The 22535-nt window shown below is 72.0% G+C and carries 19 protein-coding genes and 1 tRNA gene; 9 read left to right on the top strand and 11 right to left on the bottom strand.

What is annotated here, in order from left to right; genetic code table 11:
* Positions 1–8 precede the first annotated feature (8 nt).
* Both ABD093_RS16265 and ABD093_RS16260 read left to right on the top strand, forming a co-directional pair.
* Positions 9–539 carry a YceI family protein gene (locus ABD093_RS16265; protein ID WP_343925840.1) on the top strand — a complete coding sequence of 177 codons (531 nt, stop codon included), beginning with the start codon at positions 9–11 and terminating at the stop codon, positions 537–539.
* Positions 540–735: 196 nt separating this feature from the next.
* Entirely contained in the window at positions 736–1041 is a 306-nt protein-coding gene (locus ABD093_RS16260) for a glutaredoxin family protein (protein WP_343925838.1), read from the top strand.
* Positions 1042–1217: 176 nt separating this feature from the next.
* Here the strand turns inward: ABD093_RS16260 and ABD093_RS16255 are convergent, their stop codons facing one another.
* The 4 genes from ABD093_RS16255 to ABD093_RS16240 form a co-directional block, all read right to left on the bottom strand.
* Positions 1218–1316: a 30S ribosomal protein bS22 gene (locus ABD093_RS16255; RefSeq protein ID WP_074712200.1), complete on the bottom strand. Its 99-nt coding sequence runs from the start codon at positions 1314–1316 to the stop codon at positions 1218–1220.
* Positions 1317–1469: 153 nt separating this feature from the next.
* Positions 1470–3170, bottom strand: a complete 1701-nt coding sequence (locus tag ABD093_RS16250) for a GTPase family protein (RefSeq protein WP_193116745.1) — start codon at positions 3168–3170, stop codon at positions 1470–1472.
* The gene (locus ABD093_RS16245; RefSeq protein WP_193116744.1) at positions 3167–4921 is read right to left on the bottom strand and encodes a dynamin family protein; all 1755 of its coding nucleotides are present in this window, start codon (positions 4919–4921) and stop codon (positions 3167–3169) included. Before ABD093_RS16245 ends, ABD093_RS16250 begins: the two co-directional genes overlap by 4 nt.
* Positions 4922–5022: 101 nt before the next feature.
* The gene (locus ABD093_RS16240; protein ID WP_343925835.1) at positions 5023–6291 is read right to left on the bottom strand and encodes an acetoin utilization protein AcuC; all 1269 of its coding nucleotides are present in this window, start codon (positions 6289–6291) and stop codon (positions 5023–5025) included.
* A gap of 149 nt (positions 6292–6440) precedes the next feature.
* On the opposite strand from ABD093_RS16240, the gene ABD093_RS16235 reads away from it, so the two are divergent.
* Positions 6441–7856, top strand: coding sequence for a TrkH family potassium uptake protein (locus ABD093_RS16235; RefSeq protein ID WP_193116742.1), 1416 nt, complete (start codon positions 6441–6443; stop codon positions 7854–7856).
* Between the two features lie 89 nt (positions 7857–7945).
* Positions 7946–8611, top strand: coding sequence for a potassium channel family protein (locus ABD093_RS16230; RefSeq protein ID WP_343925833.1), 666 nt, complete (start codon positions 7946–7948; stop codon positions 8609–8611).
* A gap of 59 nt (positions 8612–8670) precedes the next feature.
* Here the strand turns inward: ABD093_RS16230 and proC are convergent, their stop codons facing one another.
* Positions 8671–9561 (bottom strand): pyrroline-5-carboxylate reductase, encoded by an 891-nt coding sequence (gene proC / locus ABD093_RS16225; RefSeq protein WP_343925831.1) that lies wholly within the window; start codon positions 9559–9561, stop codon positions 8671–8673.
* Between the two features lie 55 nt (positions 9562–9616).
* Positions 9617–10645: a DUF368 domain-containing protein gene (locus ABD093_RS16220; protein ID WP_343925829.1), complete on the bottom strand. Its 1029-nt coding sequence runs from the start codon at positions 10643–10645 to the stop codon at positions 9617–9619.
* A gap of 49 nt (positions 10646–10694) precedes the next feature.
* Here ABD093_RS16220 and ABD093_RS16215 point away from each other — a divergent pair, with 49 nt between their 5' ends.
* Entirely contained in the window at positions 10695–11174 is a 480-nt protein-coding gene (locus tag ABD093_RS16215; RefSeq protein ID WP_343925827.1) for a P-loop nucleotide/nucleoside kinase family protein, read from the top strand.
* A 35-nt stretch (positions 11175–11209) separates the two neighbouring features.
* Here ABD093_RS16215 and ABD093_RS16210 read toward each other — a convergent pair whose 3' ends face one another.
* From ABD093_RS16210 to ABD093_RS16200, 3 genes are all read right to left on the bottom strand, one after another.
* Entirely contained in the window at positions 11210–11500 is a 291-nt protein-coding gene (locus tag ABD093_RS16210; RefSeq protein WP_343925825.1) for a hypothetical protein, read from the bottom strand.
* Positions 11497–16419, bottom strand: a complete 4923-nt coding sequence (locus tag ABD093_RS16205) for a hypothetical protein (protein ID WP_343925823.1) — start codon at positions 16417–16419, stop codon at positions 11497–11499. The genes ABD093_RS16210 and ABD093_RS16205 overlap by 4 nt, the downstream gene beginning before the upstream one ends.
* A 92-nt stretch (positions 16420–16511) precedes the next feature.
* Complete coding sequence (locus ABD093_RS16200) at positions 16512–17402, bottom strand: DeoR/GlpR family DNA-binding transcription regulator (protein WP_343925821.1); 891 nt, start codon at positions 17400–17402, stop codon at positions 16512–16514.
* A gap of 163 nt (positions 17403–17565) precedes the next feature.
* Between ABD093_RS16200 and ABD093_RS16195 the strand changes: the two genes are divergently transcribed.
* Complete coding sequence (locus ABD093_RS16195; protein WP_343925819.1) at positions 17566–17772, top strand: antitoxin; 207 nt, start codon at positions 17566–17568, stop codon at positions 17770–17772.
* A 78-nt stretch (positions 17773–17850) separates the two neighbouring features.
* Here ABD093_RS16195 and ABD093_RS16190 read toward each other — a convergent pair whose 3' ends face one another.
* Entirely contained in the window at positions 17851–18543 is a 693-nt protein-coding gene (locus ABD093_RS16190) for a copper resistance CopC family protein (protein WP_343925999.1), read from the bottom strand.
* 84 nt (positions 18544–18627) lie between these two features.
* Positions 18628–20175 carry a nitrilase-related carbon-nitrogen hydrolase gene (locus ABD093_RS16185; RefSeq protein ID WP_343925817.1) on the bottom strand — a complete coding sequence of 516 codons (1548 nt, stop codon included), beginning with the start codon at positions 20173–20175 and terminating at the stop codon, positions 18628–18630.
* Positions 20176–20249: 74 nt separating this feature from the next.
* On the opposite strand from ABD093_RS16185, the gene ABD093_RS16180 reads away from it, so the two are divergent.
* From ABD093_RS16180 to ABD093_RS16170, 3 genes are all read left to right on the top strand, one after another.
* Positions 20250–20322, top strand: a tRNA-Arg gene (locus tag ABD093_RS16180).
* A gap of 148 nt (positions 20323–20470) precedes the next feature.
* Positions 20471–21760: a YibE/F family protein gene (locus tag ABD093_RS16175; protein WP_343925815.1), complete on the top strand. Its 1290-nt coding sequence runs from the start codon at positions 20471–20473 to the stop codon at positions 21758–21760.
* 50 nt (positions 21761–21810) lie between these two features.
* Positions 21811–22535 (top strand): TolB family protein (locus tag ABD093_RS16170; RefSeq protein WP_377802344.1); only part of this gene is annotated, 725 nt, incomplete at its 3' end.

Raw genomic sequence — 22535 nt, 5'->3', positions numbered from 1 at the left:
GACATCACATGAACGACCTCACCCCCGGCACCTGGACCCTCGACGCCAGCCACACCTCCGCGAGCTTCACCGTGCGTCACGCCGGCATCTCCAAGGCCCGCGGCCAGTTCACCGACGTCGACGGCGTCCTCGAGGTGGGCGAGGGCGGCCAGAACCTCTCCTTCCGCACCTCGCTGAAGACCGCCTCGGTCAACACCTCCAACACCGACCGTGACAACCACCTCCGCAGCGGCGACTTCTTCGACGCGGAGACCTTCCCGGAGATCACCTTCGTCTCCACCGAGGTCAAGGGCGACAAGCTCGTGGGCGATCTGACCATCCGTGACACCACGAAGCAGGTCGAGCTCGACTTCGCCTACGAGGGCTCCGCGACCGACCCCTTCGGCATCTACCGCGCGGGCTTCACCGGCGAGACCAAGATCTCCCGCAAGGACTTCGGCCTGACCTGGAACGCGGCCCTCGAAGCCGGTGGCGTGCTGGTCGCCGACGACGTCAAGATCTCCATCGAGGCGGAGTTCACGGCGCCCACCGCCGCCTGATCTCACCCTCCACTCCCCCGGGCGCCTGCACCGCGCCCCGGGGAACTGACGAGCCGTCCGCCGAGCGCGGGCGGCTCGTCGTCGTGTCCGCCCCTGCCCCTGCTTCTGCGTCTGCGTTCGTGCTGCGTGCACGATGCCCCACTTCCCGATCTCCGCGACCCCTGCCGGGGACTGCCGTCCCGCTAAGGTTCCTCTCATGACCAGCCAGCGCATCCCCACCCCCACGGACCCGGATGCCCGGGTCCTGTACCTGACCCGAGAGGGCTGCCATCTGTGCGACGACGCCCTGCCGGTGGTCCGGGCCGAGGCCGATCGCGTCGGCTCCACGGTCGAGGTGCGGGACATCGACGAGGACGAGGCGCTGCGCGAGGACTGGGACTACGACGTCCCCGTGGTCATCGTCGACGGCGCCGTCCACACCAAGTATCGCGTGGATGCCGAGCTGCTGCGGGCCGCTCTGGCGAAGCGCCCCTGGTGGCGCCGCCTCACCGGTCGCGCCTGACGAGCCGCCCTCGAGCCGCCCGTCAGGCGGAGACCCCACCCTTCCAGCGGAGACCCCGCCCGCCAGGCGTCGATCCCGCCCGTCAGCCGGCGACCCCGCCCGTCAGCCGGCGACTCCGCCCCGAACGTGCAACGGCCCCCACCTCGCGGTGGGGGCCGTTGCGCATCACACAGTGCTCACTTCTTGTTGCGGCGCTGGTGGCGGGTCTTGCGAAGCTGCTTGCGGTGCTTCTTCTTGGACATGCGCTTGCGTCGCTTCTTGACGACAGAACCCATAGGTTGCCTCTTGTTCTGCAGGCCAACGCCTGCGGGATGGTCCAGCTGATCAGGAGTGCGCGGCCCGCGAGGACTGCTCTGGAGCAGTCCAGCGATACTGCGCGGGCCCGACGCCACGGTCGACCAATCATTCTACACGGGACTTCTGGATCCTCATCCGCGAGCGAATGCGATATCCCTCGCAACGGAGTCCGCGCGCGAGAGCGTCTCCTCCACCTCGGCGACCACATGGGTCAGCGCGACCTCCCGCACCCGGCCCAGCAGCACTCCTCGTGCCCGGCGCCGGTACCAGGACGCGGTGACCGCGGCGAGGGCCCCGCCCAGGAGCCCGAGGAGGATCCCCACGGCGATCCCGAGCACGAGCAGCGCCGTGGGCAACGGGATGGGGATCCACAGCTCCTGGATCATCGGCATCGGCGGCGGCGGGATCTGGAAGAACACCAGGACGACGTTCAGAGCCAGCCACCCCAGCCCCACCACCCAGACGAGCATCGCCAGCCACTGGAGCACGTCGAGCACCGGCCACCACCAGGAGGTGCTCCGGGCCCGCAGATCGGCGCCGGCGACCGCCTGGTCGAGGGCGTCGGGGAGATCGTCCTCCCGGGACCGTGCGGCGTCGCGCACCGCGGACCGCCAGGCATCCCCACCGCCCTCCGAGGCGGCGTCGGCGAAGTGCCGGACCCCGCCGGAGGCGCGAGCCCGGGCGGCGGCGTCCGGCTCCGGCAGGGAGGTGCGCTCCACCTGCGCCCCGTCTCGCTCCTGACCGATGCCCAGACGTCGCAGCGGGTCGGGGCGCACCGTCCGCAGCCAGCGCAGCGGAGGCCAGCCCACCCGACCGGCGGCCCGGTGGCGGTAGGAGGCGCCCACGGCCTGGGCGACAGGTTCCACCCGGGCGGCCGCCGCGAGGTCCTCGACCAGGGCGTCGATCTCGCCGTCCTCCGCTGCGGCGGGGAGCCCTGACGGGTCCGCGGCCTGCTGCAGCAGCTCCGCCCCGCCGCGCACATCGGCGCGCTGGCGATCGGCGGCCGCCTCCCGGGTGTGGGCGAGGGAGATGAGGTGCCAGCGCAGCTCCTCGACCCCTTCACCGGTGGTGGCGGAGGTCGCGAAGACCGGCGCCTGGTCGAGTCCGTCGGCCCGCGCGATGGACTCCAGGGACTCGAGCACCCCCGCGCGCTCGTCCTCCCGGATCCGATCGATCTGGTTGAGCACCAGCAGGGTGACGGCGTCATGGCCGGCGAAGGGCTGCACGAACTCCTGGTGGAGCACCGCATCGGCGTACTTCTGCGGGTCGGTGACCCACACGATCACGTCGACCATGCCGGTCATGCGTTCGGCGATCTCACGGTTCGCGCTCTCGACGGAGTCGAGGTCCGGCAGGTCCAGCAGCACGATGCCGGGCGGGGCCGCCGGCTCCGAGCGCCGGGCGCGGCGGCCGCTCGCCGTCGGGACGGCCGCGGTCTCGAGGGCTGCCCCGGTGCCCTCGAGGGCGTGGCGGTCCTCCACCTCCAGCCAGTCCAGCAGGGCGTCGCTGCCGGTCGCCCCGAGCACGGCGGCGACCGGTCTCGACGTGGTGGGCCGTCGCACCGCGGCCTGGGTGATATCGACCCCGACCAGGGCGTTGACCAAGGAGGACTTCCCCGAGCCGGTGGCTCCGAACAGGCCGATCACCGTGTGCTCGGCGGAGAGCGCACGCCGCCGGTCGATCCGCGAGAGCAGGTCGCGGACCTCGTCCACGTCATGGCTCGGGGCGACGCCGTCCAGGCCGTCTGCCGCGCGATCCAGCGCCTCGATCCGCTCGGCCAGCGGGGCCGTGCCGGCGCCGGAGCGCTTCGAACGGGTCAGCAGCGGGCTCATGAGTCCTCCCGGATCTCTCGGGCGAGCTGGTCCAGGGCGTCGGCATCGGCGACGAGGTCCTGCGAGTTCGTGGTCCCCCCGAGGGCGTCGAGCCGGTCCAGGAAGGGCCTGGAGCGTTCCGAGACCAGGGCGTCGAGGCGTTCGGTGAGGCGCTCACGGGCCACCCGCGCCATCCGGCGCACCGCCTCGTCCCCGAAGATGGTCTCCAGCAGCTTCTGGCCGACGACCGCGGTCGCCGCGCCCGCTCCGACCTCGAGGCCGGTGGGGACGAAGGCGGTGGAGGCGAAGACGACGACCATGAGCGCCACGCCGACGGCGTTCACGCCGAGGGAGAGCAGGCGGGCCTTGGTGCGACGGTCCGCGCCCTCCTGGCGCACGAGGTCGAGCACATCGCCCTGCCAGGCACGGATCGCGGCGGAGACGTCCTCGCGGTAGCCCTCGGGGATCCGGGAGAGGTCCTCGCCCTCGGCGAGCACGCGCCCGGCGGGGGCGGCGCGCCAGGCGGCCTCGGCCCGTTCGGCGCCGCGCGCGGTCTCGTCGATCACGACGTGCACGAGGCCGGTGCCGAGGGCCTGCTCGGCGGCGACCGAGGGGGCGGGCTTGCCGCTGATCGCGAGTCCCACCCGATCGCGGACCCTGGTGAACAGGCCCTCGACGCTGCGGAAGAACTCGCCCGTGCCGACCACGTCCTGCCAGCGGGCGAGCACCTCGCCGCGCAGCAGGGAGCCGTCGCCGAGGGCGTCGTCGATCCGTTCGCGGGAGCCGGAGAAGGCGGCGATCGCCTCCTCCCGCAGCCGCTGGCGCTCGGCCTCCTGGCTCTGCGCATGCTCGGCGATGCTGCGGGTGGAGCCGGCCAGCCCGGAGACGGCACCGGCGAGGGTGCGGCGGGCGATCCGGCTGCGGCCGTCGGCGTCCGCCGCGAGGTGATCGAAATGCTCCTGGAGCTCGGAGATCGCGGCCGGGGGCAGCATCCCGGAGGCGTCGAGCTCCGTCTCGGCCACCAGGAACAGCCTGGTGACCTCGATGCCGTTGCGCTCGAGCATGGCGCGCAGGTCCTCGGCGAGCTCCTCGGAGACGCCCTCGCGATCGGGGATGCGGTTCATGACCACGTCGACGGTGACATCGCGCTCGGCGGCGGTGCGCAGCACGTCCCACGGCACGGCGTCCGCATAGCGGTTCGCGGTGGTCACGAACAGCCAGAGATCTGCGGCGCGCAGCAGCTGCCGGGCCAGCTCCCGGTTGCCCGTCGCCACCGAGTCGATGTCCGGGGCGTCGAGCAGGGCCAGGCCCTGGGGGATGCGCTCCTCGGCGTGGAGCTCGAGGCTCGTCGCGGGGTCGACGTCCCCCGTGGTGTCGCCGGCGTGGGGTGCCTCGGCGTCGCGCGCGGCGCCGACGTGGACCCGGGCGAGCCCGGGCAGGATGCGGCTGCCGGCGAACCAGGCCTCGTCCGCAGGATGGTGCAGCAGCACGGGCCGACGGGTCGTGGGCCGGATCGCGCCGGAGCGGCTCACCATCTCGCCCACCAGGGCGTTGACCAGGGTGGACTTCCCGGCACCCGTGGAGCCTCCGATGACCACGAGCAGCGGGGCGTCGAGCGACTCCAGACGCGGGACGACATGGTCCCCGAGCTGCGAGAGCGCCGCGCCCACCTCGTCACGGGCCTGCTGCGCGCCGTCCACCGGGAGCGGAAGCTCCACCGCGCGCAGATGCTCGGCGAAGGTGTCGAGCACTCCTGTCGACAGTGACGTCATGGTTCCCCCGAAAGTTCTGATGTTCAGCCCGGACTCGCGCCGCCCGGGCCCTATTGTCTCAGGGCCGGTCCGGGCGCGGGCGCGGACCGGCATCCCCGTCCTCAGTCGAGGAACGGGTCCAGCCCCCATTCGGGGAAGGCGACCCGGCGGGCGGCCTGGACCGCTCGGTCGAGGTCGTCCTCGGGATCGAAGCCGTTCTCCCAGCTGCGCGCCGCGAGCGGCCGGCCGTCCCCGTAGGTCCGGATCGCAGGTTCGGGCGAGAGCCCGTGCTCGGCGCGGGCGCGGGCCTCGGCCTCGCGGTAGGCCTTGGGCAGCGGGGTCTGCGGGTCGATCGCCTCGCCGGTGGCGACGGCGAGCAGCTGTGCCCAGGAGCGCGGCACCACGTCGATCACGGCATAGCCGCCCCCGCCGAGGGCCAGCCAGCGGCCGTCGCACACCTCATCGGCCAGATCCCGCAGCATGACCATCACCTCGCGGTGCGCCTCGAGGGAGACGGAGAAATCGGCGAGCGGATCCACGCGATGCGTATCGGCGCCGTGCTGGGTGACCAGCAAGGTCGGCTTCACGGCCCTCACCAGGGCGGGGACGACGGCGCGGAGGGCCCGTACCCAGCCGTCGGCGGTGGTGCGCGGAGGCAGCGGCACGTTGATCGCGGAGCCCTGGGCGCCCGCTCCCCCGGTGTCCTGCACGAAGCCGGTGCCCGGGAACAGCCGTTCGCCGGTCTCGTGCACGGACAGGGTGATCGCACGGGGCTCGTCCCACAGCGCCAGCTCGACGCCGTCGCCGTGGTGCACATCGGTGTCGATGTACATCACGCGCTCCTCCCCCTGCGCAAGGGCATGACGGATCGCGACCGCGGCGTCGTTGTAGACGCAGAACCCCGAGGCGCTGGCCGGGCGGGCGTGGTGCATCCCCCCAGCGATGTTCACGGCTCGCCGCACCGTGCCGGCGCGGATCGCGTCGACCGCGGCGAGGGAGCCTCCGACGATGCGCGAGGAGGCGGTGTGCATGCCGGGGAAGGGGGGAACATCCTCTCCGCCGATCCCGAAGCGGATCAGGTGCTCGGCGTCCCCGCCGTCCAGAGGTTCCGACGCCCGGCGCACCGCGGCGAGATAGTCCTCATCGTGCACGGTGCCGAGCTGCTCGTCGGAGGCGACGTACGGGGCGATGGTGCGCACTCCAGGACGGTCCAGGATCCCGGAGGCCCGGGCCAGCTCGCGGGTCAGGGTCAGTCGCACCGGCGACATCGGGTGGTACGGGCCGAAGTCGTACTCGCACAGGTCGTCGGACCAGACGATCCCGCACTCACCGGGCACGCCGGTCTCGTCGACCGCGGCGGCGGGAACAGGGGCGGGAGAGTCGTCGGGCATGGGTCGAAGCGTACCCAGAGCCGCGTCGCACCGCTCGGAGCTCCGCCCCGATGGCCGCGCACGACAGATCCTGGCAACCGTGCCACGGCCCGACGGTCGTAGACTTCCGCGGACGCGGCCGCTGGTCGCCACACGACGGAGGGCCGGAGATGATCGATCGCGAGGCGAAGGCCGAGAGGCGCCGGGCGCTGCCCTCGCAGCGCCGTCCGGCACCGCCGAGCTGGCGGCTGCATCTTGCGTCGCTGACCAAGATCACCCCGGCCCGGCTCACCCTCGGGGTGTTCAGCCTGATGATCGCCCTGTTCACGGCGCTGCTCTCGCTGCCGGCCGCCACCACCTCCGGCCAGCGCACCGATCTCGTCGATGCGCTGTTCACCGCGGTCTCGGCGATCTGTGTGACCGGACTGGTGACGGTGGAGACCGCCACGCACTGGTCGACGTTCGGGCTGACCGTCCTCATGATCGCGATGAAGATGGGCGGCCTGGGCCTGCTCACGCTCGCCTCCCTGCTGAGCATGTCGGTGATGCACCGGCTCGGGCTCGCCCAGCGCATGATGACCGCCAACGAGACCAAGGCGGAGCGCCTCGCCGAGGTGGGTGGGGTGCTGCGAATCATCCTCATCACCTCCACCGCCTTCGAGGCGGCGACCTTCGTGGCCCTGACCCCGTACATGTTCTTCACCGAGCACGGCATCGGCGAGTCGATCTTCCTGGGCCTGTTCTACGCGATCAGCGCGTTCAACAACGCCGGTTTCGTTCCCGAGGCCCAGGGGGTCGAGCAGTACCTCGGCGACCCGTTCTTCTCCATCCCGATCGCCCTCGCGGTGTTCGTCGGCTCGCTCGGCTTCCCCGTGATCCTCGTGGTGGTCAAGAAGCTGCGCACCCCGCGCCGTTGGAGCCTGCACGCCAAGCTCACCCTCACCACCACCGGTCTGCTGCTGGTGCTCGCCTGGTTCGGCTACCTGGTCCTGGAGTGGACGAACGCCGCCACGCTCGGAGGCCAGCCCGTCCACACGAAGCTCCTGGCGGCCGGCTTCGCCGCCGTCATGCCCCGATCCGGGGGCTTCGCCACGCTCGACGTGGGGCTGCTGACCCCCGAGACGCGCCTGCTGACCGACGTCCTGATGTTCATCGGCGGCGGCTCGGGATCCACCAGCGGCGGCATCCGCGTGACCACCTTCGCCCTGCTCATGCTCTCGATCTGGGCGGAGATCCGCGGCAATCCGGACGTCGAGGTCTTCGGCCGACGGATCCCCCACGAGACCATCCGTCAGGCCATCGGCGTGCTGGTCATGAGTGCGACCGTGGTGCTGCTGGCGGTGTTCCTGCTGCTGCGGATGACCAGCTTCTCGCTGGACCAGCTGATGTTCGAGGTGCTCTCCGCCTTCGGCACCGTGGGGCTGTCCACCGGGATCACCGCGCATCTGCCCACGGAGGGGAAATGGGTGATCGCCGCGTGCATGTACAGCGGGCGCCTGGGGCCGATGACTCTCGGAGCGGCTCTCGCCCTGCGCCATCGCACCCGCATGATCCAGCTCCCGCGCGAACGCCCCATCGTCGGCTGATCCAGGCTCCCACCGGCCCGGCGCGACCGTAGACTGTGCCCGCCCGGCCCGCGGATCCCCGCGTGACCCGCCGGGACGGAGGAGGAGAGATGCCACGCGGTGCGCGCGACGAAGGGGTGCTCGTCATCGGTCTGGGCCGATTCGGTGCCTCGATCGCTCTGACGCTGGAGAAGCTGGGCACCGAGGTGCTCGCGATCGACACCAACGAGGAGCTGGTCCAGAAGTACTCCGGCCAGCTCACCCATGTGGTGCGGGCCGATGCCACCCAGCCCGAGGTGCTCGACCAGGTCGGCGGCGGCGACTTCTCCCTCGCCGTGGTGGGCGTGGGCACCTCCATCGAGGCCAGCGTGCTGATCGCCGCGAATCTCGTCGATTTCGGGAAGCCGGTGATCTGGGCGAAGGCCATCTCCGCCGCGCACGGGCGGATCCTGCAGCGTATCGGGTGCCATCACGTGGTCTATCCCGAGGCCGATGCCGGCAAGCGTGTCGCGCACCTGGTCAACGGCCGGCTGATGGACTTCATCGAGTTCGACGACGGCTTCGCGATCGTCAAGATGCGGCCGCCGCGCGAGGTGCAGGGCAAGACGCTCGCCGAGTCCGACATCCGCGCGAAGTTCGGGGTCACCGTCGTGGGCGTGAAGTCACCGGGCAAGGACTTCACCTATGCCGTGCCGGAGACCATGGTCGCCGCGCACGATCTGGTGATCGTCTCGGGCCACACCCATCTGATCGAGAAGTTCTCCAACCGCCCCTGACGGCAACGGCGACGACGACAGGCACGGGAGCGGCCGACGATGATCCGCCGGCCGGGCCCTCAGCCCTTGCTCATCTCCCGCGACGTCTCGGCGGCGGCGGCCATCGCGGCGGCGACGCCGGAGCGCACACCCTCCCGTTCGAGGGCCGCGAGGCCCTGCACCGTGGTGCCGCCCGGGCTGGAGACGCCGTTCTTCGCGACGGCCGCGTGCATCCCGCTCTCCAGCAGCATGGTCGCGGCGCCGCGCACGGTCTGCTGCACCAGGGAGTCGGCCAGATCCCGCTTCAGCCCCAGGCGCACGGCCTCATCGGTCATGGCCTCGATGATCGCGAACACGAACGCCGAGAGGGAGCCCGCGGCGCCGATGAAGGCGTGCACCTGCTCCTCGGTGATGTCGACGACGACTCCCGCGCGGGAGAACAGGGCGCGGACGAGCTCGTGCTGCTGATCGGTCACGGCGCTGCCGCGCATCAGGCCCACGGCCCCCTCCCCCACGGAGATCGGGGTGTTGGGCATCGCACGGAAAACGACGGCACCGTCCGGCAGCGCCGCCTCGATCCGGTCCAGGGTGGTGCCGGCGGCGAGTGAGATCACGAGGGCGCCCTCGGGCAGCTGGTCGCCGATCTCGGCCGCCAGGTCGAGGATCTGGTAGGGCTTCACCCCGAGCACGACCACGTCGGCCCCCTCGAGCGCCTCGGCGCGTGTCGCGGAGCTCGCTCCGAGCTCCTGGGCCGCGCGGTCGCTGCTGGCCGCGGTGGAGTTCGTGATCTGCAGATCCTCGCTGCGCACCCCGGCCGCGAGGAAGCTGCGGACCACGGGCCCGCCCATGTTGCCGGCCCCGATGACGGCGACGCGCACTCCGGCGACGTCGGGGGCAGAGGGACGTGCAGCGTCCTGCGCTGTGTCCTGCGCGGTGGCGGTGGAGGGGGTCTGCGGCGTGGAGTCGTTCATGCCGCCCAGCGTACGGCCCACCCGGTCGGGACGAGAGATGGGGCCCGGAGGCCGATCAGGCGGTCGTGGCCGGCCGGGCGATCTTTCGGCCCTCGACGAGGACCAGCAGCTGGACGGCGAGCACCCCGAGAACGGCGATGCCCAGCAGCAGCGGCCAGTCGCTCGCAGGGGCGCTCAGCGCGCCGGAGCTCTCCTGCCAGGGCCAGAGACTGCGCAGCGCGCCCACCATGACCCCGGCGAGCACCACCATGGTGCCGCGGTGGTGGCGGGTCAGCAGGCGGCGCATGAGCTTCACGATCACGACGAGACCCACGCAGGCCCACAGTCCGAACCAGGCGATGTAGCCGAGGTCGCGCTCGTCGACGGCCTGCAGGGTGGGCTGGTAGAGCCCGAGGCTGAGGAGGATGAAGGACCCGGACATCCCCGGCAGCACGAGGGCGCAGATCGCGATCGCCGCGGCCGGGGCGATGATCCACGGGCTCGGCTCGAGGGCCGAGGTGGGCAGGGAGGTGATCGCCAGCCCGGCGGCCGCGCCGAGGGCGAAGCGCCACAGCTCGGGGACGCGCCAGGACCCGTCGGACAGACGGATCGGGACGAGCACCGAGCCGAGCACGAGACCGAGGAACAGGGCGCGCATGGTCTGCGGATGGGTCTCGACCAGGCGGGCGACGGGGCCGGCGACGGTGAGCACCGCGGTGCCCATCCCGATCACCAGCGGAATCACGAGGATCCAGGGGATCGCGCCGAGGTGCTCACGCAGCCCCGCCCGACGATCCGGGCCCAGCAGAAGTCGTGCCATCGCGCGGGTGAGGTGGTGACCGGCGTCGATCAGCTCGTCGTAGATGCCGGTGACCAGCGCGACGGTGCCTCCACTGACTCCGGGAACCGTCTCGACCACCCCGATGAGGGCGCCGCGCAGCAGGTTCCCCAGCGGGTTGCGGTGACGCGGCAGGGCAAGGGGCTCCGCCGGTTCCGCCGCGTGGGCCCCCGGCGTGCGGGTTTCCGTGACGCGGGGCTCCGATGCGGTCCCGGCGGGGTGATCCGGTGTGCGGTCGGGTGCGACGTTCGGGGAGGCATCCGTCATGGTGGACAGCCTACGAACCCACCGGCAGAACACCTCTAGGATCACGGCCATGAGTGGTCGCCTTCACCTGCTGTACGGACTGTCCGGCTCCGGGAAGTCCACGCTGGCCCGGCAGCTCCAGAAGCAGAGCCCGGCGGTGCGCTTCACCCTCGACGAATGGATGCTGCGCCTGCACCCGGAGCTCTCGATCGACGACCCTGCCTACGGTGACCGCGCAGAGGTGGTGCAGGAGCTGATCTGGTCCATCGCCGAGCAGACGCTGCGCTCGGAGGTGGATGCCGTGCTGGACTGGAACTCCTGGTCGCGTGCCCGTCGGGCCTGGGCCCGGGAGCGCGCGGGGACCGTGGGTGCGGAGGTCGTGCTGCATCGGCTGTCGACCTCCCTCGAGGAGTCGACCCGGCGCGCGCAGCTCCGGGAGGAGTCACAGGCCTCGTTCGCCCATCGCATCAACCTCGAGGGGAACCAGCACCTCACTGGGCTCCTCGAGGAGCCGACCGCCGACGAGGGCCTCACGATCCTCGAGCACTGAGCATTGCCTGGACGGCCCCCATTCCCGCGGGACATTCAGCGTCCGCGACCCCAGTGCGGAGGCACATCGCCGGCGATGCGGGCGTCGTTGGACTCGTCGGTGCCGGGTTCCGGGGCATCCTCCGCGACCCGGTTCGGCAGGACCGGCCGACGCTCCTTCGAGGTCGCCGGCCGCTCGGCCGGGCTCTCGTCGTCCCAGGGGAACGGTTTGCCGGTCACCGAGGAGATCACGACCCGCCTGCTGGACCCGGAACCGGAGGCGCGCCGGGAATCAGCGCCCCGCGGGGCCTCCGGCGTCTCCGCGCTCCCGGCGCCCTGCTCGGTCACTGCCGCTCCTGGTAACGGCGGATCGCGCTCGAGACCGAGACGTCCAGCAGCACGGAGCGCTGCTCGAAGCCGAGGAAGCTGCGCACCTCGGTGGCCAGGTGCTCCTCGAGGCGAGCACGGCCGTCGGAGCAGATGTACTCCACGATCGCGTCGAAGTCCTCGCTCGAGTAGAACGAGAGCTGGTGGCCGGCAGGGATCTGCGGGCGCGGCAGGCGGTGCCGCACGGTCCCGACGCCCTTCGGGGACTCGGAGAGCTCCTCGGACTGGACCAGGCGCAGTGCCCGCTCGACAGCCCGGCGGATCCGCTCGGCCTCGCCGTCGGGGTCGATGAACAGTGCCCAGGACCAGACTCGTTCGGTCGCCCAGCCGGCCGCCTCGAGCCGCTCGGCCCGCAGACGGTCACGCTCGCGCTGGCTGGCGGTGCCCACATAGCGGGCGCCGTCGGTGTCGACCGCGACCAGGAGCCTGCCCGGCATATCCGGGTGGCCGAGAGCGAGCTCGATGCGGTCGGAGGAGAGCCCGAAGTCGCTCTCCACGAGCAGCCCGAGCCGCCACAGCCGGTCGGCGAGATCGCGCACCAGGGCGTCGGTCTCCAGCTGGCGCGGGGCGACGGGCTCCGGGATCTCGTCGGCAGGAACGCTCTCGGCATCGGGCAGGTTCTCATCGCCTGCCGGGTTCTCAGCGTCCGACGGGCTCTCGCCCTCCCTCGCGCTCTCACCGTTCGCCACCTGGTGGGATCCGGATCCTGACCCAACGCGCTCGGGGTCCTCGACGGGCGTCTCCGCAGCAGGGTCTGCACTGTCCGGGGAGTCGGCGGACTTGCGGGCCATGGCCGCAGCGATGGCCGCGTCCAGGTCCTCGTCGGAAAGGTCCGACGTGGTGTCCTGCGTCGGTGCAGAGCCGTCGGCGGAAGCGAGGGAGCCGTCAGCGGAAGGGTTGGAGCCATCAGCAGGAGCGGCGGCTCCTGTCCGTGTGGCGTCGACCGTCGGGGCCGTGGCTGCGGGCGACTGTCTGGGCTGCTCGGGCTCGGGCGGGTCGATCGGGTCCTCGCGGCCGGTCAGCGCAGCGACGTGCGGGACGACGGCGACGTCGGCTCCCCCGCGCAGCACCCAGAACATGGCGCGGAGATCGCGTGCCCCTTCGCTGCGCAGACGGGCGTGGTCGAGGTCCTGCACGTCGATCGAGGACACCACGGTGGTGCGTCCGCGTGCCCGGGTGATCACGGTGGCGAGCGCCTTGCGGCCGCCGGCCTCGGAGAGCGGGCCGAAGCGGTGCAGGAGGCGTCCGTGTGGGGTCTTCCCGAAGCCGACGGAGACGATGATGTCGTCGCGCACCATCGAGGTGGCCTGCGCCGCCGGGAGCACGGTGAAGACCTCGCGGGCGGCGGGATCGAAGTAGTCCCGCAGCGCCGGGATCACGGAGACGGTGTTCATGATCCGCTCCATGAGCCGGCGTGCGTGCTCCTCCGTGAAGGTGAGCACGGCGAGAGAGCGCTCGGGCCGGGTACGGGCATGCTCGATGACGAGATCCGTCACGCGGCGCAGCTCCGCCTCGGTGCTCTCCACGTACTCCATGCCCTCGGTGACCGGGCCGCGGCCGTTCTCGACCACGATCAGCCGGTCCTGCTCGGGCACGACCGGGCTGGGCACTGCGGCGACCTCGCCCACCAGGGCCCGGCGCTGCGCGAAGCCGCGCAGTCCCTCGGTCGCGTGGTGCGCATCGCGCAGCAGCTCGATATGGGGCGCGATCCGCAGCATGTCGTCGAGCAGGCTCGGAGCGGCATCCCCGCCGTACTCGAGGGGGTCGCCGACCACGACGGTCTGCTCGGCGCGCACGATCGACGGCAGTGCGGCGGCGGTGGGCAGACGCCCGCCGTCGGCCACGATGAGCACGTCGAAGTGGCGTCCGCGCGGGAGCACCTGGGCGACCAGGTACGGGGAGGCGAGCCAGGTGGGGCGGGCCGCGAAGAGGATGTCCTCGTACTTCGCGGCGAGGTCCCGGATCGACACGGTCGAGGACCGGGCGAGCTCGGCGATCGCGGCGCGGGAGGTGTCCGGGTAGGACTTCATGGTCCGCACCCGGTTCTCGTCGGCCGCGGCATGCACGCGGGCCGATGCCCCCGCGAGGTCCTCGTGGTCCAGTCGGCGGAAGCGTTCGGCGACCTCCGACAGCGAGGTCCCGTCGTACTGGGAGATCGTGGGCTCGGCGCCGGCGATCAGCTCCAGGACGCTGCCCCACCAGCACAGCTCGAGCTCCGCGCCGACCTGCTCGGTCGGGACGCGGCGGGTGCGGAGGTCCTCCACGAGGTCCCCCAGCCCGTCGAAGCTGAGCCGACGCAGCAGCTCGGTGCGGCGCGGCAGGCTCTCCAGGTCGGCGCGGTCCGCGGCGAGGGCCTCGACCCGACGCTCGAGCTCGTCGAGGTCGGTCCGGGCCAGATCCGATCCCGTGGCGGTGCCGTCCAGCAGGACGGCCAGCTCGTCGAGGGTCTTCTGGGTGCGCTCGGCGATGCGGTGCGCCCGGTCCAGATCGGCCGGCAGCACCGGGGTCGACGGGGTGGCTGCGGGCGCTGAACCGGAAGCTGAGCCGGATGCTGAGCCGGCGGTGTCCGCCGAGGCAGCTGTGCTCGTGTCGGCAGCGGCCTCCGGCACGGCAGTGGTCCCCAGCTCAGCGGCGACACCCGGCTCGGCCGCGGTCCCGGGCTCGACGGCCGTCCCGGCCTCGGCAGTCGTCCCGGGCTCGGCAGCGCCGTCGGACATCGGGGAGATCCCGGCCGCGGCGGCGGGTGCGACGGGGGTCTCTGCCACCCGATGCCACTCGTCGGCGACACGGCGCGCTTCGCTGAGGTCCCGGTACAGGTCCGGGGACAGCGCCGCCGGGCGCTGCAGGGACGCGGCGTCCTTCCGCAGCCGACGACGCAGGCCGAAGCCCATCGTCACGCCGTGCTCGAGGCGCCAGGCCTTGTCGGCGGTGGCGGCGACGAGATCCGGCAGCGGGGCCCGGAACACGGCGGGCTGGAAGGTGCCCAGCAGGGCCCGCACCCGGTCGAGCAGGCCGAGCCGCTCCGTGAGCTGCTGGAGCGTGGCGGGCGCCGCCAGCCCGAGGTCGTCACCGGTCTGGGTCGTGACCTCGCGAAGCTTCGGCAGGATCTCCTCGCGGAGGTGGTCCACGAGCTCCTCGGCGCGGGCGGCCTGGGTGTCGGAGCTGATGGGGGCTCCGTACCAGGCGGTCTCCTCGGGGCCGGTGGTGAGCACGCCCACCTCGGCGGCCTCTCGCAGGGCGTCCGAGTACCGGTCCCGGTCGTCGCCGATCATCTGGGCGGCGACATCCGCACGGAGCCGCACCTGGGTTCGGGGTGAGGGGCGCAGACGGGTCAGAGCGGCGAGCGCGGAGATCGCGTCGTGCGCGGAGGCGTTCCAGGGCTGCTGGAGGCGGTGCATCGCCTCGACGTGGCCCACGAGGATGTCCCGCATCTCCGCGAGCTCCGCCGGCGGGGCGTCCTCGGGGCCCAGCGCATGGGACCCGGCGCGGCGCAGGCTGCGCAGCAGGGCCGCGGAGGCGTTGCGCTGCAGCGACGGGTCCGGGGAGAGGTCGAAGACGAGCTCCTCGAGGCCTCGGCGCTGCGCGGTCGCGACGAGCTGGGCCAGGTTCCGACGGCGCTGGGAGACGATCAGCACGCTGCGGCCGCGGGCGTTGAGCTCCTCGGCGAGGTCCACGACGAGATCGAGGCTGCCGTTGCCCGGGGGCGCCGCGACCGCGAGATCCTGACCGGCGAGCACCCGGGCGAGCACGGCGCGATGATCGGGATCGACCGCGGCGACCAGCTCGTGCTCGGGGACCTCGGGGACCTCCTGGTCCGCGTCGTCGCTGCGCACGACGGCCTGAGCCTCGGCGTCCCCGGCGAGGGCGGCGACCAGGGGCGAGGACACCCAGTCGGGCCGGTCGGCCGCGAGGTCCTCGCCGACGGAACCGGCGGCGTCCATGAGGTTGCCGACCACCAGGGCGTGGGTGATGCGGAACCCGGGCAGGGGCTGCCCCAGGGAGCGGAAGGCGTCGAGCACAGGATTGGGGTCGAACCCGTGGGAGCCGTCGGTGGTGGCCAGCAGGGCGCGGGCGTCGACGGCGACACCGGCCTCGCGCAGGGAACGCAGCAGCACCGGATTCAGATCCGCGGTCGTATCGACCTCGAGGTCGACGTCCTCGCGGGCGTTGCCGCGCAGGCTCAGGGTGATCGGACGCACCAGCACGGGGGCATGGATCGGCTCGGAGCCGTCCTCGGGGAACCAGGTGGCCTCACCGATCCCGAGATGGCAGGTGGTCAGCCCGATCTCCTCGGCATGCCGCTCGGCGATCTCGCGGATGGTCCGGGCATGGGCTCTCGCGTCGGCCAGGGCGCCGACCTCGCGGACCAGGGACGACAGGCGCGTCGGACCATGGCCGGCGAGCAGCTGGGCGAGCCCGGAAGGATGGGAGTGCGTGAGCTCGAGGACGGTCGAGCCGGCCCGGATCTGGGTGAGGAAGGACGGCGCGGTGACCCCGCCGGTGATCTGCTGGGCCCAGCTGTCCAGGGCGTCGGCGACCAGGTCCTCGCGGCTGAGCGGGCGGTGCTCGCGAGGCTCGGAGGGGAGGTCGTCCTCGTCCTGCTCGGGGGCGATCCCGGCGCCGACTTCGTCGAGATGAGGTTCGACGACCAGGTCGTAACGGCTCGTGCTCGGGGCGTCCGTCGCGCTCTCCGCAGCGGTTCCAGCGCCCTCGGCGCGGTCGCCGTGAAGGCGCCCGTCCGCCTCGTCCTCGGCCGCCTGCGCGGAGGTGCTCGCAGAGGCCCGACTCTCACGGGCCAGGTTCGACAGGGCGTCGTCGCGACGGCCCGCACCCTCGGCCGTGCTGGCAGGGCGCTTCTTGCCGCGCAGGAGATTCCACATAGTGCATCACGCTACCGGGAGGCGGGCATCTGCTCGCGCAGGCGTGCCGTGGCCGCCCGGGAGTCCTGGGCGTGCCTGCTCACACCTCCTCCTCACACCTCGTGCAGACGCACCGAGGTCTCCTCGAGATGAGCCCGCAGATCATCCGGGACCGGACCGGCGATGATGAGGTCGGTGAGGACCGAGACCGGGCAGATCCCGGCGAGGGCGCGGTGGCCGACCTTGTCCGCCGTCGCCAGACCGACCACGCGGCGGGAATGCCCGATCATGATGCGCGTGACACCGGCCTCGGCATCGGAGTTGCAGGTGAGCCCGGCGTGGATATCGAGGCCGACGGTGCCCACGAACATCGTGTCCAGCCAGAGGTCGCGCATCGTCGCCGTGGCGAGAGGGCCGGTGAGCTCGAAGGAGTACGGCTCGGCGACGCCGCCGAGCACGACCGTGCGCACCGAGGGCCGCAGCACGGCCTCCGTCGCGATGTTCAGCGCGGCGCAGACCACGGTGAGCCCCGGGGTCCCGTCCCGGGAGTCGATGTCCGGCCGGGCCACGGCACGCCGTGCGGTGGAGGTGGTGGTACGCCCCCCGTTGAAGCCGATGATCTGTCCGGGCTCGACCAGGCTCGCGGCGCGGCCCGCGACGCGTTCCCGCTGCGCCGAGCCCTCGTCGGTCGTGCGCGGCACCGTGGCCAGGGAATAGGCGACGTCGATCGCGATGATGCCGCCGTGGGTGCGACGGGCGAGCTGGGCACGCTCCATCTCCATGAAGTCACGACGCACCGTGGACTCGCTGATCCCGAGCTCCGCGGCGACCTCGGACACCGACAGCCGCTTGGTCGTCGACAGCAGCGTGAGCACGTGGTCCCAGCGCGCCGATCGGTCCTTGCGGTCCGCAGGCTGCCGGGCTCGAGGCGCTCCGGACTGCCCGTCCGGCCGCACGTCCGGCCGCCCGGACTTCTGGTCAGAATTGGAAATACGCAGGTTCACGCACCCAGTATTGCGCATCTCGTCCCGACTCTTCGGGCTTCCGGTCACTAACCGTCAGAGGAGAAGGGAATCAGGTGGTCACGTTTGAGACACGACCTGCCGGGACGTAAGTTGGCGATGTCGCCCCGCACGGGGCGAGACCGCGAACGAAAGGACACTGATCATGGGTTTCGATGACGCGCTCAACAAGGCCAAGGACTTCGCCGGAGACAACCCGGACAAGGTGAACCAGGGCCTGGACGCCGCGAGCGACCAGGTCAAGGAGCGCACCCCGGACAACCTCGACAAGCATGTCGACACCGGCGCCGACGCCGCTCGCGACCGCTTCGGTCTCGGCGGCGACGACAAGGGAGAGAAGAAGGGCAACTGATCGCCCCCTCCCCCGCGTGACTGCGAAACGCCCCCGACGCTACGGCGTCGGGGGCGTTTCCTTGCTCGCGCCGTCCGCTCAGCTGCGCTTGCGGAGGACGAAGAACGCTGCGGCAGCGGCTGCGACCACCACGATCCCGACGACGCCCAGCAGCAGCGGCATCGCGGAGCCGCTCTCCTCGGTGGCCCCGGAGTCCTCACCGGACTCGGCACCCGTGGCACCGGAGGAGCCCCCTGCGTCCGACGAGCCGGCGGCCTCCTCTGCACCCCCGGCGTCGCTCGACCCGGTCGCTGTACCCTCTCCACCACCGTCGCTCGGCGCGGCAGAGTCCTGGTCAGCTGAGTCCTCTCCTGCAGGGTCCTGCTCGACGGTGATGTCCACGGAGCCTTCGATCGGATGCCCGTCGCTGGAGACGACCCGCCACTGCACCGTGTAGTCGCCGGCAGGCAGCGGATCCGCGAGCTCGGCGGTCACCTCGGGGCCGTCCACGGTCGGCTCCATATCGGCCACGGTCTCGCCGGCCTCGTCGACGATCCGCACCGCGGGGCTCACTTCGAGGATGTCCGCGGAATAGGTCAGGGTGATCGACTCGGGCGACGTCTCCAGCGTGTCGCCGTCGGCCGGATCCGAGGAGATCAGGGTGTCGTGGGCGTAGGCCGGGATCGAGAGCATCGCGAAGGCGGCGAGCATCGTCGCTGCGCACAGCGCGAGCAGGGAGGCGGGACGGACAGAAGCGGGCAGAGCGGAGGCACGAGGGCCGGTCGAGAGCATCACGCGAGCAGGCTACGCCAGCGACCGGGAGCGATCCCTGGACGGCGACCGGGCAGTGAGCGACGTCGCAGCGGGTGCTGGAACTCAGTCCCGGGGCAGGGGAACGCCGTGCTCGAGGACCGGCAGCGCAGCCCTCGCGTCCCGGACCTCCTCGAGGTCGAGGTCCACCACCAGCAGGCCCGGCTCCCGACCGAGCTCCTGGCGGATCTGCCCGAGCGGACCGATCACCGCGCTCTGCCCGATCCCCCGCGCCGCCTTGCCGGTGTACTGCGCCGGCGGGGCCTGGTCCGCGGCGAGCACCACGGTCGTGGAGTCTAGGGCGCGAGCCTGCAGCAGCAGACGCAGCTGCTCGCTCTTCCCGGGGCCGTCGGCCCAGGCCAGCGGGAGCAGGATCGCCTGCGCGCCTCGCCGGGCGAGCGCCGAGAACTGTTCCGGGAAGCGCACGTCGTAACAGGTGGCGATCCCCAACCGGGCGCCACCGAGGTCGATCACGACCAGCTCCTCCCCCGGGGCGACGGTCTCGGACTCGCGGGAGCCGTAGGCATCGAACAGGTGGATCTTGCGGTACTCGGCCCGCACGGCACCCGGCTCGCCGATTGCCCCGGCCGCGTCGGCGGCAAGGGGCTCGTCGGCGGGACCGTTCTCGTCGGCAGGACCGTCCTCGTCGGCAGGACGGTTCTCGTCGTCAGGGCCGCGGGCGATCACCGTGTTGTGCACACGTCCGCCGTCTGCCGGGGTGAAGGAGCCGGCGACCACCACCAGGCGATGCGTGGTCGCGAGCTCCTGGATCAGCTGCTCGAAGGAGTCGTGGTGCGCGTCGGCGATGGCGTGCAGATCGGTGCCGAACGGGGTCAGCGTGGCCTCGGGCAGCAGCACGAGCTGCGCTCCGGCCGCTGCGGCCTCCGCCACCGCGGCGCGGACGGTTCTCCGCGTGACCTCGACGTCCTCGGAGACCTCGATCTGGGCGAGCGCGATGCGGGGACCAGCGGCGTCGCGCGCAGCGCCCAGCGCCTCGGGGGTGTCGATGTCGGAGTCCTCCGCCCCTGCGGCCCGTCGCGTGAGGAGCTCGTCGGCCCCGAGCTGGTCGTAGAGGCGGCGCAGGCTGAGGTTCGCCCAGCCGCCATCGGACTGCTCGAGGGCATCCAGTGCAGCGCGCAGTCGGGCGAGCGGCCAGGCGGCGCAGAGGTACTGCACGTGGCCGTCGGAGCCGGCGAGCGCCGCGACCTTCTGCTCGGAGGCGCTGGTCGACGTGAGCGCGGTGAGGGTCTCTGCGCGCAGCAGGGGCATATCCCCGCCGAGCACGAGTACCGTGGCACCGCCACCAGGGCCATCACTCAAGTCCCCAGAGATCTCCGCGACACCGCGGGCGAGCGCGGCGAGGGGCCCGGAGCGTGGCGGGTCCTCGAGCACGAAGCGTGCGCCGTGAATGCGTGCGAGATCCGGCCCGCCGTCCCCGGCAGGGCCGACGACGATCCGCTCATCGACGTGTGCGGACCGCAGCACCCGCTCGAGCGTCGTCGCCCCCGCAACCTCCATCCGCGTCTTGTCCGTGCCGCCGAGCCGGGAGGAGGCACCGCCCGCCAGCACGATCGCGAAGGTGGTGGCAGAGGTCTCGTGCGGCTGGCTCGACATGCTCCGATCCTGCCATGGGCGCTAGTATGAGCGCGCCCGTGCGACGTCGGATGACGAATCGGCCGGGCAGATTGGCCCCCGTAGCTCAGGGGATAGAGCACCGCTCTCCTAAAGCGGGTGTCGGACGTTCGAATCGTCTCGGGGGCACTGATCTGATGCGCAGGCGCGTGTCGCCACGCGGTCCGGTGCTGTCGGCGTGCATGCCGTCAGCATCGGGCGCGGCCGTCCGGTGCGGGCATACCGGGCACTCGACCGCCCGGTGCGGTGATCCCGAGAATCCTCCTAGAATTCGGCCATGACACCGGGACACACCCATTCCCACGGCGGCCGTGCTCCCGCAACCAACGCCTCTCGCGCCGTGCTCGTCGGCCTGACCATCGCGCTGCTCCTGGTCACCGTTCTCGGACTGATCGCCCTGTGGCCGAACCCTGATGCACGGCCCGAGCGCACCGCGCTGCTCGGGCCGGGCGTCGAGGTCCTCTCCGTGGAGGTGACCGCTCTGTCCAGCGGCGAGGATCCGACGATGCCGCGGACGGCCGAAGCGCTCGGACGATCTGCAGGGATCTCCGGGGAGACCGTGCAGGTCGAGATCCCGCCGGAGGTCGCAGCCGACGGGGTCCGCGTGGGCGACAAGCTCAAGGTCCTCTCGATCGAGGAGGCCGGTGAAGGCGCTCCGTACTACTACTTCGATCATGAGCGGGGACTCCCGCTGGGCATCCTCTTCGTGCTGTACCTGGTGCTCGTCGCCCTGGTGGCGCGGGGCAGCGGGCTGCGGGCGATGCTCGGGCTCGGCACCGGCGTCGCGATCGTCGTGTGGTTCATGATGCCGGCGATCCTCGCGGGGGAGCATCCGGTGCTGGTCGCCCTCGTGGCAGGTTCCGCCATGATCTTCCCCTGCGTCTATTTCGCGCACGGGATCTCGGTGCGGACGACCACAGCTGTGCTCGGCACCTTCGGCGGGATCGCGATCACGGTGCTCGCGGTGCTGGCCGCAGGGCGACCCACCGGGATGACGGGCACCGAGGGCGAGGCCGCGAAGTTCCTCGCCACGGGGTACCCGCAGATGTCGCTGTCCGCCGTGTTCCTGGCCGGGGTGATCATCTCCGGGCTGGGGGCGCTCAACGATGTGACGATCACCCAGGCATCGTCCGTGTGGGAGCTCCGGGCCGCGATGCCGACGGCCTCCCGCTGGTCGGTGTTCACCTCGGCGATGAGGATCGGCAAGGACCACATCGCGTCGACCGTCTACACCCTCGCCTACGCCTACATCGGCTCCGCACTGCCCACCCTGCTCTATGCATCCACCCTGGACCGCTCCCTCCTGGGCACCCTGACCACAGGAGAGATCGCGGCAGAGGTGTTCCGCACCCTGATCGCCTCGATCGGCCTCGTGCTCGCCATCCCCCTCACGACGGGCATCGCCACGCTGCTCGCCGCGAGCCGCGCCTCGAGCGGGCGGAGGGCGATGCGGGACGGTGCGGGATGGAGGGCGATGCGGGACGGTGCGGGATGGAGGGTGTTGCGGGGCGGCGCAGGGCGGCGTGCCGAGCAGGATCGTCGTCTCCGTCGTCTCGACGAACGCTGATCCTCGGGCGTCGTCCTCTCCCCTCGGAGGACACGCTGTAGCGTGATCGGATGCTCCCTGATCCCGCAGACGACGTCGCCCCGACCAGCCCCGCCGATGACCGCGGAGACGACGACCGCGGAGGCACTGACTCCTCTGGCTTCTCTGGCATCTCTGGCTTCTCTGGCTTCTCTGGCTTCTCCGACATCGACGGCTTCCTGCGCGTCCCCCGCCTCGCCGCGCTGACCACAGGGCCCGGGGGCCGCGTGGTCGCCGCGATCCAGGAGCCCGACGAGAACGGCGCGCAGCTCGTCTCCTCCCTGTGGGAGCTGGATCCGGCAGGCGAGGCTCCGGCCCGTCGGCTCACCTTCTCCGAGAAGGGCGAGAGCTCCCCGCGCTTCGCCCCGGACGGAAGTCTGCTGTTCAGCTCCGCGCGGCCGGACCCGCAGGGCGGGGCCGAGGACGACACCGCCGCGATCTGGCGATTGCCCCGCACCGGGGAGGCGCAGGTGGTGGCGTCGGCCGCGGGCGGTCTGACCCTGCTGGGCGTCGCCGAGGACGGCACCATGCTCGCCGCGACCAGCGTGCTGCCCGGCGGCGCCCTCGAGGACGACGCCGAGCGCCGTAAGGCCCGCAAGGACGCGAAGCAGACCACCATCTGGCACACCGGCATGCCGATCCGGCAGTGGGACCACGAGATCGGCGACCAGAGCCGACTGTCAGTCTCTATCTACCCGATCCCGCGAGGATGGGGTAGTCCCGGCCGACGCGGTCTGACCCTTGCTTATGACTGGCC

The sequence above is a fragment of the Brachybacterium tyrofermentans genome (assembly GCF_039526165.1).
Classification (GTDB): Bacteria; Actinomycetota; Actinomycetes; order Actinomycetales; family Dermabacteraceae; genus Brachybacterium; species Brachybacterium tyrofermentans.
This window is presented reverse-complemented; position numbering and strand designations above follow the sequence as displayed.

Coding starts and splice junctions, on each gene's coding strand:
- ABD093_RS16265 (WP_343925840.1), top strand. CDS start 9: ATGAACGACCTCACCCCCGGCACCTGGACCCTCGACGCCAGCCACACC.
- ABD093_RS16260 (WP_343925838.1), top strand. CDS start 736: ATGACCAGCCAGCGCATCCCCACCCCCACGGACCCGGATGCCCGGGTC.
- ABD093_RS16255 (WP_074712200.1), bottom strand. CDS start 1,316: ATGGGTTCTGTCGTCAAGAAGCGACGCAAGCGCATGTCCAAGAAGAAG.
- ABD093_RS16250 (WP_193116745.1), bottom strand. CDS start 3,170: ATGAGCCCGCTGCTGACCCGTTCGAAGCGCTCCGGCGCCGGCACGGCC.
- ABD093_RS16245 (WP_193116744.1), bottom strand. CDS start 4,921: ATGACGTCACTGTCGACAGGAGTGCTCGACACCTTCGCCGAGCATCTG.
- ABD093_RS16240 (WP_343925835.1), bottom strand. CDS start 6,291: ATGCCCGACGACTCTCCCGCCCCTGTTCCCGCCGCCGCGGTCGACGAG.
- ABD093_RS16235 (WP_193116742.1), top strand. CDS start 6,441: ATGATCGATCGCGAGGCGAAGGCCGAGAGGCGCCGGGCGCTGCCCTCG.
- ABD093_RS16230 (WP_343925833.1), top strand. CDS start 7,946: ATGCCACGCGGTGCGCGCGACGAAGGGGTGCTCGTCATCGGTCTGGGC.
- proC (WP_343925831.1), bottom strand. CDS start 9,561: ATGAACGACTCCACGCCGCAGACCCCCTCCACCGCCACCGCGCAGGAC.
- ABD093_RS16220 (WP_343925829.1), bottom strand. CDS start 10,645: ATGACGGATGCCTCCCCGAACGTCGCACCCGACCGCACACCGGATCAC.
- ABD093_RS16215 (WP_343925827.1), top strand. CDS start 10,695: ATGAGTGGTCGCCTTCACCTGCTGTACGGACTGTCCGGCTCCGGGAAG.
- ABD093_RS16205 (WP_343925823.1), bottom strand. CDS start 16,419: ATGTGGAATCTCCTGCGCGGCAAGAAGCGCCCTGCCAGCACGGCCGAG.
- ABD093_RS16195 (WP_343925819.1), top strand. CDS start 17,566: ATGGGTTTCGATGACGCGCTCAACAAGGCCAAGGACTTCGCCGGAGAC.
- ABD093_RS16190 (WP_343925999.1), bottom strand. CDS start 18,543: ATGCTCTCGACCGGCCCTCGTGCCTCCGCTCTGCCCGCTTCTGTCCGT.
- ABD093_RS16185 (WP_343925817.1), bottom strand. CDS start 20,175: ATGTCGAGCCAGCCGCACGAGACCTCTGCCACCACCTTCGCGATCGTG.
- ABD093_RS16175 (WP_343925815.1), top strand. CDS start 20,471: ATGACACCGGGACACACCCATTCCCACGGCGGCCGTGCTCCCGCAACC.